This window comes from Dyella sp. 2HG41-7, assembly GCF_021390675.1.
In the GTDB taxonomy this organism is placed as follows: Bacteria; Pseudomonadota; Gammaproteobacteria; order Xanthomonadales; family Rhodanobacteraceae; genus Dyella_B.
The window spans coordinates 3,410,036-3,424,524 of record NZ_JAJEJV010000004.1; the positions used below are offsets into that span (position 1 = coordinate 3,410,036).

17 protein-coding genes are annotated in these 14,489 nt (G+C 61.3%); 8 read left to right on the plus strand and 9 right to left on the minus strand.

The genetic code is table 11. The annotated features are described in order from the left end of the window. The first annotated feature begins 1 nt into the window (after position 1). Positions 2-517 carry a DUF3106 domain-containing protein gene (locus tag L0U79_RS16810; protein ID WP_233843375.1) on the plus strand — a complete coding sequence of 172 codons (516 nt, stop codon included), beginning with the start codon at positions 2-4 and terminating at the stop codon, positions 515-517. 18 nt (positions 518-535) lie between these two features. On the opposite strand, the gene L0U79_RS16815 is transcribed toward L0U79_RS16810, so the two are convergent. Beyond that, the gene (locus L0U79_RS16815; protein ID WP_233843376.1) at positions 536-1,636 is read right to left on the minus strand and encodes an NAD(P) transhydrogenase subunit alpha; all 1,101 of its coding nucleotides are present in this window, start codon (positions 1,634-1,636) and stop codon (positions 536-538) included. Between the two features lie 95 nt (positions 1,637-1,731). On the opposite strand from L0U79_RS16815, the gene cdd reads away from it, so the two are divergent. Beyond that, a complete protein-coding gene (cdd, locus tag L0U79_RS16820; RefSeq protein WP_233843377.1) occupies positions 1,732-2,145 on the plus strand; it encodes a cytidine deaminase in 414 nt (137 codons plus the stop codon). Here the strand turns inward: cdd and L0U79_RS16825 are convergent. Continuing rightward, entirely contained in the window at positions 2,125-3,048 is a 924-nt protein-coding gene (locus L0U79_RS16825) for an alpha/beta hydrolase (RefSeq protein WP_233843378.1), read from the minus strand. The two genes, cdd and L0U79_RS16825, sit on opposite strands and share 21 nt — an antisense overlap. Positions 3,049-3,172: 124 nt before the next feature. Here L0U79_RS16825 and L0U79_RS16830 point away from each other — a divergent pair, with 124 nt between their 5' ends. Genes L0U79_RS16830 through L0U79_RS16840 form a run of 3 tightly spaced genes read left to right on the plus strand, consistent with a single transcriptional unit; the run spans position 3,173 to position 5,236 of the window. Beyond that, positions 3,173-3,742 carry a nitroreductase gene (locus L0U79_RS16830; RefSeq protein WP_233843379.1) on the plus strand — a complete coding sequence of 190 codons (570 nt, stop codon included), beginning with the start codon at positions 3,173-3,175 and terminating at the stop codon, positions 3,740-3,742. Positions 3,743-3,746: 4 nt separating this feature from the next. Then, positions 3,747-4,640: a 5'-3' exonuclease H3TH domain-containing protein gene (locus tag L0U79_RS16835; protein ID WP_345778443.1), complete on the plus strand. Its 894-nt coding sequence runs from the start codon at positions 3,747-3,749 to the stop codon at positions 4,638-4,640. A 29-nt stretch (positions 4,641-4,669) separates the two neighbouring features. Beyond that, positions 4,670-5,236: an NUDIX hydrolase gene (locus L0U79_RS16840; RefSeq protein WP_233843380.1), complete on the plus strand. Its 567-nt coding sequence runs from the start codon at positions 4,670-4,672 to the stop codon at positions 5,234-5,236. Here the strand turns inward: L0U79_RS16840 and L0U79_RS16845 are convergent. From L0U79_RS16845 to rsmD, 7 genes are all read right to left on the minus strand, one after another. Next, the gene (locus L0U79_RS16845; protein ID WP_233843381.1) at positions 5,233-6,285 is read right to left on the minus strand and encodes a TMEM43 family protein; all 1,053 of its coding nucleotides are present in this window, start codon (positions 6,283-6,285) and stop codon (positions 5,233-5,235) included. The genes L0U79_RS16840 and L0U79_RS16845 overlap by 4 nt on opposite strands. Before the next feature lie 24 nt (positions 6,286-6,309). Next, the gene (locus L0U79_RS16850; protein WP_233843382.1) at positions 6,310-7,158 is read right to left on the minus strand and encodes an MBL fold metallo-hydrolase; all 849 of its coding nucleotides are present in this window, start codon (positions 7,156-7,158) and stop codon (positions 6,310-6,312) included. Between the two features lie 227 nt (positions 7,159-7,385). Then, the gene (gene ggt / locus L0U79_RS16855; RefSeq protein WP_233843383.1) at positions 7,386-9,101 is read right to left on the minus strand and encodes a gamma-glutamyltransferase; all 1,716 of its coding nucleotides are present in this window, start codon (positions 9,099-9,101) and stop codon (positions 7,386-7,388) included. Beyond that, a complete protein-coding gene (locus L0U79_RS16860; RefSeq protein ID WP_233843384.1) occupies positions 9,098-9,352 on the minus strand; it encodes a YfhL family 4Fe-4S dicluster ferredoxin in 255 nt (84 codons plus the stop codon). The genes ggt and L0U79_RS16860 overlap by 4 nt, the downstream gene beginning before the upstream one ends. Before the next feature lie 197 nt (positions 9,353-9,549). Then, positions 9,550-10,059, minus strand: a complete 510-nt coding sequence (locus tag L0U79_RS16865; protein WP_233843385.1) for a hypothetical protein — start codon at positions 10,057-10,059, stop codon at positions 9,550-9,552. Beyond that, entirely contained in the window at positions 10,052-10,591 is a 540-nt protein-coding gene (gene coaD, locus L0U79_RS16870) for a pantetheine-phosphate adenylyltransferase (RefSeq protein ID WP_233843386.1), read from the minus strand. The genes L0U79_RS16865 and coaD overlap by 8 nt, the downstream gene beginning before the upstream one ends. Positions 10,592-10,619: 28 nt before the next feature. Beyond that, the gene (gene rsmD / locus L0U79_RS16875; RefSeq protein ID WP_233843387.1) at positions 10,620-11,195 is read right to left on the minus strand and encodes a 16S rRNA (guanine(966)-N(2))-methyltransferase RsmD; all 576 of its coding nucleotides are present in this window, start codon (positions 11,193-11,195) and stop codon (positions 10,620-10,622) included. Positions 11,196-11,268: 73 nt separating this feature from the next. Between rsmD and ftsY the strand changes: the two genes are divergently transcribed. From ftsY to mutY, 3 genes are read left to right on the plus strand one after another with little or no spacing between them, the layout of a single operon-like run. Further along, positions 11,269-12,345 (plus strand): signal recognition particle-docking protein FtsY, encoded by a 1,077-nt coding sequence (gene ftsY / locus L0U79_RS16880; protein ID WP_233843388.1) that lies wholly within the window; start codon positions 11,269-11,271, stop codon positions 12,343-12,345. Beyond that, positions 12,346-13,434, plus strand: coding sequence for a membrane assembly protein AsmA (locus L0U79_RS16885; RefSeq protein WP_233843389.1), 1,089 nt, complete (start codon positions 12,346-12,348; stop codon positions 13,432-13,434). Next, a complete protein-coding gene (gene mutY / locus L0U79_RS16890) occupies positions 13,431-14,480 on the plus strand; it encodes an A/G-specific adenine glycosylase (protein ID WP_233843390.1) in 1,050 nt (349 codons plus the stop codon). The genes L0U79_RS16885 and mutY overlap by 4 nt, the downstream gene beginning before the upstream one ends. Positions 14,481-14,489 lie beyond the last annotated feature (9 nt).

The following is a 14,489-nucleotide window of genomic DNA, read 5'->3' on the forward strand; positions in this document are numbered from 1 at the left end:
CATGTTGCCACGACGACTCCGCCTGCCATCGCTATTGCCTCTACTGCTCGGTCTGACGATCGCGGCGCCATCGTATGCGCAAGATGGCGCAACGCATCCGTGGAACACGCTTAGCCCGGCTCAGCAGCACCTGCTTGAGCCGCTGCAATCGCAATGGGACACGCTTCCGCCCAAGCGCCAGGAGCATATGCTTGAGCGCACGCAGGAATGGATGCAGTTGCCGCCGCAACGCCAGCAGGAAATTCGCGACCGCATCGCGCGCTGGCAGCAGATGACGCCGGAACAACGGCAGCAGGCGCGCGAAAACCAGCACCTCTACGACACGCTGCCGAGTCAAAAGCAGCAGCAGCTGCACGATGCGTTCAAGCGCTTCCAGCAACTTCCGCCGGATCAACGCGAAGCGTTGCGCCGCCAGTGGATGGAACAATCTCCTGAAGAGCGCCGTCAGTGGCTGCAACACATGGGGCCGCGCTCGACGCTGCCGTCGGGGCGCGCGTTCGGCATGCCGCGCCACTGAGGCGCGTTCCCATCATCGTTACGCGGTAAACGACACCTCGCCATTGCGGGTCACGCAACTCTTGGCGACGAGTTCATCGTCGAAATCCGGCCTTAGCGCGCCATCGCGTATCAATAGCTCGGCGAAGTTGTAGATGTTGCGCGCGTACATTTCCGACGCGTGCAGCGGCGCCCCCGCCGCGAGATTGAGCGGCCCCAGGATCGTCACCCCGTTATGTTCCACGCGCTCGCCCGGACGGGTGAGTTCGCAATTGCCGCCACTCTCCGCAGCAAGGTCGACGATCAACGCGCCAGGCTTCATGCCTTGCACCATCGCGATGGTAAGGATTTTAGGCGCCGCGCGACCCGGCACGGCCGCCGTGGTCACGACGGCGTCGAATACTTTCAAATGATCCGCCAGCGCCTGCTGCTGCGCCGCGCGTTCTTCGGCGGTGAGCTCGCGCGCATAGCCACCGCTGCCGGCGGCGCTCACGCCGAGATCCAGAAATTTCGCACCCAGTGATTCCACTTGTTCGCGCGTTTCGGGGCGCACGTCGTAACCTTCGATCTGCGCACCGAGACGGCGCGCCGTGGCGATTGCCTGCAATCCCGCCACACCCGCACCGATCACCAACACGCGCGAAGGACGAATGGTGCCGGCCGCTGTCGTCAACATGGGGAAGAACTTCGGTGCGCTCTCGGCAGCGATCAACATGGCGCGATAACCAGCCACCGCCGCTTGCGAACTCAACACATCCATCGCCTGCGCGCGCGTGGTCCGCGGCAACAGCTCCAAGGCGAACGCCGTCAATTTCTTTTGCGCCAGCGCTGCGAGGCGCGAAGCCGCACCGTGCGGACGCAATTGACCCAGCACAATCGCACCCTCGCGCAAGCTTCCAAAGGTGCTGTCTTCGAGCGGCAACACGCACGCCAACAGATCGGCCTGCGCCAACACGTCCGCCGCACTCGCAAACTCGACATCCGCGTAGCTGGCATCGGGAAACCCGGCCGCCGTGCCCGCGTCGCGCTCCAGCAAAACACGTAGCCCTTTGCCGCGAATTTTTTTGGCCACTTCGGGGGTGATCGCCACGCGGCGTTCGCCAGCAGCGGTTTCACGTAATGCGGATACGGTGATCGACATCGGGCATCCCCTGCGGAGTAGTCCTTTCATCCTAGCGGATACATACGGGCTTCGGGTTAGACTGATCGGCCGAAAATCGGCATACGAGGATTCCGATGCCCGAGCAGGTGGTCAGCAGCACACTGTTGGATTTCGCCCGCAGCGCACGCGAATCGGCGTACGCGCCCTACTCCCGTTTTCAGGTCGGCGCGGCACTCCAAACCAAGGACGGCCGCGTTTTCCAGGGATGCAACGTGGAAAACGCGTCGTACGGATTGTGCAATTGCGCCGAACGCACGGCTTTGTTCAGCGCCATCGCCGCGGGCTGCAAGCCGGGCGATTTTCGCGCCATCGCGGTCATCGCCGACACACCCGAACCAGTGACGCCCTGCGGCGCGTGCCGTCAAGTGTTGATCGAATTGTGCGCCGGCGACATGCCGGTGTTGCTGGCCAATGTCGCCGGCGCCACGCGCCAAACCACGGTGGATGCGTTGCTCCCGGACGGGTTCCTACTTCATCCCTCGCGCTGAATTCGTCTCGCTTAGCAGTTGAGCCAAGGCGGTATCGAACGTTTGCGGATCGTCCACGAATACCGCGTGCCCCACATTCGCCACCTCTACGAATCGCGAACCTTGAATGTCGGACGCCATCGCTTTTTGCGCATCGAGCAACGGCGAATTGGCTGATGCGATAACCAGCGTGGGACGATCGATTTTCTTCAGCGCAGGCCTGCGGTCTGCACCGAAGATATCCGACACCAACATCGCGGCACCCACAGCGGGCGGCGTGCGTTGCGCTTGCGCGATCACCGCATCGATATCCGCCGCCGGATGCGGGCGCTTGAAAATGGAACGCACCATGCCGGCGCTGTAATCCGCAGGCTGCGACGCATAGCGCGACAATCCGGAGAGAATGGCCTTGGTGAATTCTTTTCGGATATCGACTTCGTTCGTACCTGCTGAGACCGGCGAATCCACAAACGCCACGCCATCGAGTGAACCGGTGCCGTATTGCTGCACATACGCGGCGACATCCTGCGCACCTTGCGACCAACCCACCAATACACAATGTTCGACGTGCAACGATGCGAGCAATTCGTGTAGATCCTGCGCGCGGCGCTCCGGCGTGTTGCCGGTCAGCATGATCGACGACGCGCCTTGCGAGCGCGAATCAACTGCAATCACGCTTCGATCGTTGGAGAAGCGCTGCAATTGTTCGCGCCACAGCGTTGCCGTCAATGTCCAACCTGGTATCAGCACCAAGGCTGGCGCTGTGTGGCTGTCGCCGGCCCGAAGGTAATGAATGCGCGCGCCATCGTCGGTTGTGAAATATCCGTCGTTGATCGCAGACACCGTCGTGTCGGCCTTACTTGCGCTCACACCGGCCATCAGTGGAATCAGAATCAAAGCGGCTAAACCTGTCAGCAGCTTCATGGGGGCAGTCCTTGGGAGGGTGTGCGGATCGTATGACCCGTCCCCCACCGTGTCTGCGTGACTGAAAGGCATCGTGACGCGCCGCAGACGGTTGTACGATAAGCGTTTCCCCAGGTACGCCCCCATGCCCAACCCGCTCGCGCTGCTGCAACAACGCCATTCCGCACCCTCGCGCCAGCTCGGCGAACCCGCGCCCGATGCGGAGACGTTGCGCACCATGTTGGAAGCGGCCATTCGCGTACCCGATCACGGCAAGCTCGTGCCATTTCGTTTGATCGCACTGCGCGGCGACGCGAAGTTGAAGTTCGGCGCGACGCTCGCTGAGCGCGCCATTCGCAACAACCCAAACCTGCCCGAAGCCAAGCGCGAAAAGGAACGCCTGCGCTACACCTTCGCGCCACTCGTGTTGGTTGTCGTGGCGCGTATCGATCAGGACGCAGGCATTCCGGAAATCGAGCAGAAACTTTGCGCCGGCAATGTGGCCTACAACGTCCTGCTCGGCGCTTATGCCATGGGTTACGGCGCGCAATGGCTTACGGGTTGGGCGGCGTATGATCGCGATGTGGCAGCCATGCTGGAACTGGCCGAGAACGAATGCGTGATCGGCTTCGTGCATATCGGCACGCCGCAATCGGAAATTCCGGACCGAGATCGCCCGGCATTGAACGATCTCTTGAGCGAATGGAAGGGTTGATCGCGTGACTGGCCTCCCCACCGCACATTTGATCGACGGCAGTTTGTATGTGTTTCGAGCCTGGCATTCGATGCCGGACGAGTTTCACGACGTCGACGGTCATCCAGTCAATGCGGTGCATGGCTACACGCGTTTCCTGTGCGAACTGCTGGAGCGTGAAAAACCATCGCATCTCGCCGTGGCGTTCGACGCTTCGCTGACCACATCGTTCCGCAACGCCATCTATCCTGCGTACAAAGCCAATCGCGAACTGCCGCCGCCCGATCTGGAACGACAATTCGTGCAATGCCGCGCGGTGACCGAAGCGCTGGGCGTGCGCGTACTGATCGATCACAGCTACGAAGCGGACGATTTGATCGGTAGTACGTTATGGGGTTTGCGCGCGCACGGATTCCGCAGCGTGATCGTGTCGGCGGACAAAGATTTCGGCCAACTGCTCAGCGAGCACGATGAGCAGTGGGACTTCGCGCGCAATCTGCGCTGGGGACCGTCCGGCGTGTTCGAAAAGCTTGGCGTGCATCCGGCGCAGGTCGCGGATTTTCTCGCGCTATGCGGCGATGCCGTCGACAATATTCCAGGCGTGCCCGGCATCGGCGCCAAGACGGCCGCGGCATTGCTTGCGCATTTCGGCAATCTGGACGATTTGCTGGATCGCGTGGACGAAGTGGCCTTTCTTCGCATACGCGGCGCGGCAAGTTGCGCGGCGAAACTGCGTGAGCATGCCGACGCAGCGCGACTTTATCGACGATTGACCCGCATCGCCTTGGATGCGCCCATCGAAGCCGGTGCCGACGTATTGGTGCGCCAGCGCGACACCGGCGCACTCGAACCGCTATGCGAACAATTTCGCTTCGGCCCACTCACACGCAACCGCTTGCGTGCGCTCAGCGCCGCCTGACCATCGCGACCGACACGGTGACCTGATCCATGAATGACGCCCGCCGCAAACCCGACGACGCCCATGCCACGCCGGAAACGCTTTATCAGGGACGCTGGCTGCGCTTGAGTCGACGCGGTCGTTGGGAATACGCCGAACGCACCAATCCGGGCGGCGCGGTGATCATTTTGGCTGTAACGCCGGAAGATAAAGTGCTTTTCGTCGAGCAGTACCGCGTGGCCGTGCAGCAATTCACCATCGAAATGCCCGCGGGTCTAGTCGGCGATGTGGCCGGCCAGCAACATGAAACAACGCTGCTCGCCGCACAGCGCGAGCTCGAAGAAGAAACCGGCTACCGTTGCAGCAGGGTGACGTTTGTGCATGAGGGTCCTTCTTCGTCCGGCATGAGCACCGAAATAATCGCGTTCGTGCGCGCGCACGATCTCGTGAAAGTAGGCAGCGGCGGCGGTGATGCGAGCGAAAACATCGTGGTGCACGAAGTGCCCCGCAGCGAAGCCGGCGCATGGCTGCTGGCGCGCGCCAAAGACGGTTATTCGATCGACCCGAAATTGTTCGCGGGTTTGTGGTTCATCGAGCACGCCGAAGCGTTTGGCTAAGCGCCTTGCTGTCTTAACGCGCGCACGCGCCACGCGGTCAGCACGATGCCCACGGCGGCAAGCGCGAACCAGGAAAGCGCCATCGAATTGTTGTTGCCGAGCCACAGCACTGTATCGACGGCGCCGATCACCAACACCGCAATCGCCACAGTGAGTATCGGGTCGATTTGCGCGTAGTGCCATCGCACCAGCAATCCTGCACCAAGTATCGCGAGCAGCACCGCAAATAGACGACGCGCCACGGGATGTTCCGGCGGCAACGGCGAATCGGGAAAAAATTCCGAAAGCGGCACATCTCCGGACTGCACGGCAAAACCCGCCCCATCGGTGGCGTCGCTGGCAGGAATCAGTTTATTGCCGTCGACTTTCGCCACCACGGTGACGGTTTGCGTAGGGACGGCTTCCCACGTCACCCGCATATCGCCCAATTGCGGATGCGATGGCACCGCGCTCGTGACCAGACCGTTGTCGTAGAGGCTAAAGCTCGCCGCAAGATTGCTCGGCAAATTGCGCAGATTCGGCGACACCGGCTGATTGCCGATCAGCGCGTGCACCAGGGCCGGCGCCAGCACGAAGTCGTTCATCCGCACGACGCCAGCGTCGAACTGCGCGCTCTCGATCGGAAATTTGCCGGGATTGGCGTGGCCTTCAGGATGTTCGAAATGGCTGGTATCGACAGGATGGTCGACCCAATCCAGTTCGTACGTCGCCGGGCCGCCGTAGCGCAGCTCGCGCCACTGGAACATCTGAACATGGCGAATCAGCGCCGGTTGATTGGTTTGCTGATTGAATTGCTGATCGAGCGGCGACTCGACCACTTGGAGGTCGCCCACGACGCGCACCATAAATCCCTGTTCGCTGGCGTCAGGATGGCCGGCGCTTCCCAAATCCATCACGTCGCCGCCGTGCCGCTTCATTTGCGCGCTGTAGTCGATCTGGCCTTTTTCGACGACGGCGCCGACGCCCACGCCGATTAGCAAAAGCACCGCACCCAAAGCGGGCCACAACAACTCACGGATGGAGAGGGGTGGCTTGCGCTCGCCGCTCATCGAACCTCCGACTGGAAGGAAAACTCAGGCCGCGCCCTGCAATTGGGCCTGCTCGTCGGACGTACCATAGCGCCCGCGTTCGTCGCGTGTCACGCGCGCCACGGCGCAGGCGTGGTCGTGGGTGAAGAACAGCCGCACGTTGCGAGCGAGCTTGTCCTCTAGAAACACGCGCTTTTCGTCGATCAATGTCTCGGGGAAGCGGTCATAACCCATGGTGATCGGCAAGTGCACCCAGGGGCGCCCTGGAATCAGATCGGCGCAGAACACGACACCCGCTACCTCCGCCAGCATCAACCCAGGCGTATGGCCGTCCGAGAAATGAAAGCGCACAGCCTGCCCGAGCGTTTGCGAGTATTCGCCCGCCACCAGCTCCAACCGGCCGCTCTGCATCAAAAGTTGCTGCAATTCGGGAATGAAGGACGCGCGATCACGCGGATGCGGTTTCAACGAGCGCTGCCAGTGATTCGCGCCAACGAGGAATTTCGCATTCGGGAACAACAGCGCGGGCGTCTTGCCTTCTTCCCACGCGGCAAGCAATCCGCCTGCGTGATCGAAATGCAGATGCGACAGCACGACCACATCGATGTCTTCATGCGATACGCCCGCCGCGGCGAGCGACTCGAGCAACACGTGATGACTTTCCACCACGCCGTAACGTTCGCGCAGCGATGGCTCGAAAAACGCGCCGATGCCGGTTTCGAACAATACGTTGCGGCCCTCGAGATCTTTTACCAGCAAGCAACGGCACGCCAACGGAATACGATTGAGTTCGTCGGGCGCAATCCACTTCGACCACATCGCCTTCGGCGCATTGCCGAACATCGCGCCGCCGTCGAGCTTTTGCGTATTACCGTTGATCGACCACAGTTGCATGAAGATTTCCGCGCTATCCGTTCTTGCCGAACCGTCATTCCGGCGAAGGCCGGTACGTGGGGAGGGTACATGGATGTACCCGCTTTGAGGAGCGAGGAATCCAGTCAAACAAATCGTGCGAAGCACACCAAACCGGTTTTGAGTCCTTCGGACGTGTATTTAAACTGGACCCCGGCCTACGCCGGGGTGACGAGCGTTTAATTTGTAGATTTGATGATTACGAACAATTACCGCACCTTGCCCAAACCATCTTCCCTGCGCGGATCACTCGCGGCATCCAGCTTGTTCGTGCGGCGATCCCAGATCACCACATTCATAAAGCCCCACGGCGAACGCTCTTTTAGCGTGTAACCCATGCGCGTCAACGCATCGGTCGTGGCCGCATCGAACGCGCCCGGCTCCACCATCACGGTGTCGGGCATGTACTGATGGTGGAAGCGCTTGTGCGCAGCCACGTCATGCGCATCGCCGCCATCGATAAACGCCAGAATGCCTTCCAAGACCTGCGTGATGATGGTCGAACCGCCTGGCGAACCGATCACCGCCGTACGGTCGGGGCCGATTACGATGCTCGGCGACATCGACGACAACATGCGCTTGCCCGGCTCCGGCGCATTGGCCTTGCTGCCCAGTAAGCCGTAGACGTTCGGTTTGTTCGGCACCAGCGCGAAGTCGTCCATTTCGTCGTTGAGCAGAATGCCCGTGCCCTTGGCGACGAAGGTGGAACCCAGCACGTAATTCACGGTGGAGGTGATCGCCACCAAATTGCCGTCAGCGTCGATGATCGAGAAATGCGTGGTGTGCATACCCGGATCAGCGCCGCTGGACGGCGCCAGCATTGACGACGGCGTGGCTTTGTCCGGCAGAATGGTTTGACGCAGACCGTCGGCATAATACGGCGACAGCAGCATATCCAAAGGCATCTTCACGAAATCCGGATCGCCCAGATAATCGTTGTGATCGCGGAATGCGCGACGCATCGCTTCGATCACCAAATGCACGCGATGCACCTGATCGAGCTTGCTAATGTCGAAGCCGGAAAGAATGTTGAGAATTTCCGCGATCGCCACGCCACCCGACGACGGTGGCGGCGCGGTGATGATCTTGTAACCGCGATAGTCGACGGTAATCGGCGCGCGTTCTTTTACGCGATACGAGGCCAGATCCTGTAGCGTCCATTTACCGCCGGCCTCGCGCACCGCACTCACCAACTTCTGCGCAGTTTCGCCGCTGTAAAAACCCGCATCGCCGTATTTGCCGAGCAGTTCCAGGGTGTGCGCCTGATCGGGATCGCGCCAGATTTCGCCATCTGCCGGCGGCTGGCCGCCTGGCAGAAATTTGTCGGATGAAGCGGGCCAACGCTCGATGTTCTTCTGTTCTTCTTTGATCGAACCGAGCAATCGGCTATCGGGCTTAAAGCCATCGCGCGCGGTACGAATGGCGGGCGCGAGCGATTCGGACAACGGCAATTTGCCGTAATGCTTGGCCAACCAAACTAAGCCGGCCGGTTCGCCGGGAATGCCTGCCGCCAACGGCCCCTTCAACGCGGTATCGCGATTGGGCGCGCCGTCGGCGTTGAGGTAATCCTTGGCATCGACCGCGGCCGGCGCCGTTTCGCGCGCATCGATAAAAACGTTGTGGTCGGAAGCCGCCACATGGATCGTGGCCATAAAGCCGCCGCCCATGCCCGAGCTTTCAGGCTCGACGATCGACAGCGTCGACGCGACGGCGATCGCGGCGTCGAATGCGTTGCCGCCTTTGGCGAGCACTTCGAATCCCGCTTCCGTCGCCAAGGCGTTTGCACTGGCGATGCCGGCGTGACCGGGACGCTGCGCAAGCTGCGCCGCATGCGTGGAAGGCGTGGGTTTATCCGCTGCGAATGCGCCGCTGGTACCAAGGAGGAAACCGATCAACACCACGTGCCAACGCATCGCAAGCTTCATCCCTTGGTCTCCATCAGATGTTTGTATTTGTCTTCGAGCTGATCGCGCGTTTCAGGGTGCGCGGCATCGACGATGATGCATTCCACCGGGCACACGACCACGCACTGCGGCTCGTCGTGATGACCGACGCATTCCGTGCACAGAGCGGGATCGATGACGTAGTACTCCTCGCCGAGCGAAATCGCCTTGTTTGGGCAGACGGGTTCGCAGACGTCGCAATTGACGCAGGTGTCGAGGATCTTCAGGGACATGCCGATTAAGTCTACACGGGCCTGTCGAAGCTTGCGCGAAGCTGCAGGCTGGGTTCCTCGCGCCGTGGCGACAAGGATGGTGGCGCGAGGGCTTGCTTGCCCAACGCGCCGTTCGAAACTGGCCGCCGATACACGATCGAGCAAGCCGGCGCTCGCCGAACCCTCTCCCATCCAGGAGAGGGTCGAAGGCGAGAAACTTACATCACGATATAGCGCGTCACGGAGTCGGTCGGCTTCAGCGTGTCTTCCACGCGCTGTTCGTCCGCCTTGTCGCCGATAACGATGATGATCACGCCCTTAAGCGAACCGGGCTTGGCATCTTTGAACGCCGTGGTGACCAGATCGGCCGTCTTGCCGGAATCCGGGCCGCCGAAGGCGATCAGGTTACCCGGCAGCACGCCGCGGGCGACGATGTCCTGCACGTTGCTGAGCTGACGATCGCGCGAGTCCTTGGCGTCGTCGCTGTCGCCGGCCGGAATCATGTACGCATACGGCTGCGGCGCCGACATGCCCTGCATGTTCTTCTGCACGATCTGGCCGAGGAACGCGCCCCATGCCTTGGTGTCGTTCGGATCGGTCGGCTTGGTGACCGCTTGCGACTGCTGCGCCTGTTGCTGGCCATCGCCCTGCTGCTGGTTGTTGCAAGCAGACAGTGCAATGCAGCCGGTCAGCGCTAGGGCGGTGGCGATCAGAGTGAATTTACGCATAGTTATCCCCTTCGGTTTCGGGTTGCTTTTTATGCCAGCGCTGCCGCATGGCTTGTTGGACCGCAGGATGCACGAAACCGGTTATGTCGCCCCCAAGGCGACCGATCTCGCGCACCAGCGAGGAAGAAATAAAGCTGTATTGCTCGGCCGGCGTCAAGAATAGCGTCTCAGTTTGAGGAATGAGATGGCGATTCATGCTGGCCAACTGAAATTCGTACTCGAAATCCGACACGGCGCGCAGTCCGCGAATGATCACGCCCGCGCCCATCTCGCTGACGAGCTGGGCCAGCAGGCAATCGAAACCGCGCACTTCCACGTTCGGCAAATCCGCCAGCGCAAGGCGCGCCAGTGAAATGCGTTCCTGCAGCGTAAAGCCCGGTCCCTTGCCCTTGTTGGGGCTCTCGGCGACGGCGACCACGATGCGTTCGAACAACGGCGCTGCGCGCGCGACAAGATCCGCATGACCATTGGTGATCGGGTCGAACGTACCCGGATATACGGCGAGGCGTCTGTTGACCGGCTTTTGGTTCACGAAAACGGATTCGCGGGGGAAGACGCCACTAGCTTAACGGAACCGTCCCAGTGCGGCGATAGAGCGCAAAGCGCACCTCGCCCGCATGTCCCTCGCGGTGCAGCGCCCAATTGGCGGGCAATGTCGGCGATACCTCGCGTGGCGATTCGACATACACCTGCGCCGCGTCGGTCAGCCAGCCTGCCTGTTCGAGCTGCTGCGCCAGCGGGGTCCACAAATTCAGGGTAAAGGGCGGGTCGAGAAAAACCAGGCCGTACCGTTGCGGCGTACCGCGCAGAAAATGGGCCGCATCGCTCACCGCCACGTCCCCGTTATTCACCTTGAGTCGGGCGAGATTGGCCCGCAATGCGTCGGCCGACGCACGTTCCGGCTCCACGAATTGCACGGCCACCGCGCCCCGCGACAGCGCTTCGATGCCCAACGCCCCGGTGCCGGCGCACAGATCCAGCGCCCGCACGCCTGCAAGGGTCGGGGCCAACCAGTTGAACAGGGTTTCGCGCACGCGCTCGGGCGTGGGCCGCAATCCCGGGAGATCGGGCACGTTCAAGCGCGAATTGCGCAAGTTGCCGCCAATAATGCGAATTCGTCCAGGCGCGGGCTTCATTCAGCGGCGGCCTCAGCAGACAGCACGAGTGAGGGTGTTAGCATGTTAAGTATTGTCTTTGAATTACTTCCCCATGCTCAAATTCTGGAAAAAGAAGCCCTCCGACCCTGAGGTCGGGGAAAACCAGGAAGCGGCCGCATCAGAAGCTCAAGAAACGCTGGCGCCCGAGCAGATCGAGCCCGCACGTCAAATTCCTGAGCCTTTCGTCGAGGTTCCAGCCGCCGAAGCCCCCATTAAACGTGGCTGGCGCGAACGCCTTTCCGGCAGCACGTTTGCGCGCGGGCTTTCCTCGCTGTTCTCGCGCAATCCCAAGCTGGACGACAGCCTGCTGGACGAGCTGGAAACCACGCTCATCACGGCCGACGTCGGCATCGAAGCCAGCACGTCGCTGGTGGAGAACCTGCGCAAACGCATGCACAAGCGCGAATTCGCCGATGCGAGCGCGTTGCTGCACGCCTTGCGTCAAGAATTGATCGCCCTGCTCAAACCCGTGCAAAAACCGCTGGACGTCAGCGGCCACAAACCCTTTGTTGCTTTAATCGTCGGCATTAACGGCGCGGGCAAGACCACCACCATCGGCAAGCTCGCCCGCCGTTGGCGCGACGAAAATCGCCAAGTTTTGCTGGCCGCTGGCGATACGTTCCGCGCCGCCGCCGTCGAGCAACTCAAAACCTGGGGCGATCGCAATCAGGTGCCAGTGATTTCGCAAGGACAGGATGCCGACGCCGCCAGCGTGATCTTCGATGCGCTGCAGGCGGCGCGTTCGCGCAATGCCGATGTGCTGATCGCCGACACGGCTGGCCGTCTGCATACGCAAGGCGGCTTGATGGACGAACTGGGCAAGATCGCGCGCGTACTCAAAAAACTCGACGCCGAAGCGCCGCATGAAGTGTTGATGGTGATCGACGGAACCACCGGTCAAAACGCCGTCAACCAAGTGCGCCAGTTCCGACAAATTGTGGGGGTTACCGGATTGGCAGTGACCAAGCTCGACGGCACGGCCAAGGGCGGCGTGGTGTTTGCGTTGGCACGCGAGTTCGGTTTGCCGATTCGCTTTGTCGGATTGGGCGAAACCGCAACGGATTTGCGCGTGTTCGACGCTGAAGCGTACGTCGATGGTTTGCTACCCGCCGAGTTCGCACGAAGCTAAATGACCATACCGCGCCCGCTGCGACTGCTGCTGATCGCCTTCGCCAGCGTGCTGGGCGGCATCGCGTTTGTGGTGCTGGTGGCGTTGTATTTGTTGCTGCAGCCGGATCGCTTCACCAAGATGCTCAAAGAGCAGGCCAATCACGCGGGCTTGCAGCTGACGCTATCGAGCCCTGCGAGCCCCACGCTATTTCCACGCCCTGCATTGCAACTGGAAGGCATCACGCTCGTCGCACGCGATACGGGTTCGACGACCACCAACATGCCTATTTTGCTTGCCGCCAACGGTCGCATGGTGTTGCCATGGCGCGCGCTGTTCGGGCGCCAGGTGGATATATCGCGCCTGCAGATCAATTCGCCGCGCGTGGATCTGGATGCGCTGCAAGCATGGCTGATGAACCTGCCATCGCAATCGGCCACCGTACCTGAAGAAATTCCACACATTGCGACGGGTGTGCGCATTCGCAGCGGCAGCGTCGTAGAAAACAACAGCGAATGGCTCACCGACGTATCGCTCGACACAGGCCGCCTGATGCCGGGCCAAGCCTTCTCGATTAATCTGTCGGCGAAGGAAACCGATGGCACGCCGCTGCAGTTGCAAATATCCAGCGTACCCAGCATCGCCAACGGCGCGCTGAAACTGGACAACATCACGGTGCGCGTCGTCGACAGCAACGCAACAACCTTGCATCTTGCCGGCAACGCAAGTTGGATGGGCGCCGCGAACGCGACCCTGCAGTTACAAGGCACGTTCCATATGGTGAACGAAGGCAACTACGACGCCGCCGCGACACTTTCGCCCGCCACCCAGAAAGATCCGTTGCTGCTGCATCTCAAACTGCTCGGCAGCGACAACCATATCGATCTGGAATTGCCGCCGCTCGCGCTGGCGCAATGGTGGAATCAGCTCGCCAGCACGCAAGGACCGAAACTCACCGCGCCGCCGGGCAACGGGCAGATCGACATGGCCAAACTCGATATTGGCAAAGTGCATGTCGAGGGATTGAGCGTGCAAACCGGCACCGCCGTTTCGGAAACGCCCGATCAGCCGAAATCCCCTGGCAAACCCGCCGCGCCGAATTCGCAGTGACTCCGTTCGCATCCGCCTTGCTCGATTGGTTCGATCGTCACGGCCGACACGATTTGCCGTGGCAGCATCCGCGCGACGCATATCGCGTGTGGTTGTCCGAAATCATGCTGCAGCAGACGCAAGTCGCCACGGTCATCCCCTATTTTCAGCGCTTCGTTTCGCAACTTCCAACGCTGCGCGATCTCGCTGCAGCTGACGAAGACACGGTGCTCGCTCTGTGGTCGGGGCTTGGTTATTACCGCCGCGCGCGATTCCTGCATCAAGCCGCGAAGACTTGCGTAGCGGAACACAACGGCGAGATGCCGCGCGATTTCGATGCGCTTGCCGCTTTGCCCGGCATCGGCCGCTCCACCGCCGGCGCAATTCTGGCGCAAGCTTATGGATTGCGTTTTCCGATCCTCGACGGCAACGTCAAACGCGTGCTGACGCGCTTTCACGGCATCGCAGGACACACGAGCGAGCGCGATGTGGAAAAGCAGCTGTGGAAGCATGCCGACGCACACACGCCCGCAACGCGCACCGCCGACTACACGCAAGCCATCATGGATCTGGGTGCAACCGTATGCGTGCGCACTCGCCCTTTGTGCGCCATGTGTCCCGCACAATCCGATTGCGTCGCCCATCGCGACAATCTCACCGCACAGCTTCCTACGCCCAAACCGAGCAAAACCATTCCCACGCGCAGCACGATCATGCTGATACTGCGCGATGCCGAAAGTCGCGTGCTGCTGCAGCGTCGCGGTGCGCAAGGCGTTTGGTCGGGCTTGTGGAGCCTGCCCGAAGCGGTCGATACCGACGACGCATGGCGCGAAGCGCAACAACACGCGCAGATCGACGATGCGCAACCGCTCCCCCCTTTCGTGCACGTCTTCAGCCACTATCGCCTGCAGATTCAGCCGTTGCTGTTCGATAGCGCAGCGCCCGTGCACGCAATCGCCGATAATGCAAATCTGCGCTGGTGCGCCATCGCCGATTTACCGGCATTGGGCCTGCCTGCTCCCGTTCGCTCGCTGCTGACCGCGCTGCCCGAACCCACCGCGTTGTAATTGAAGACG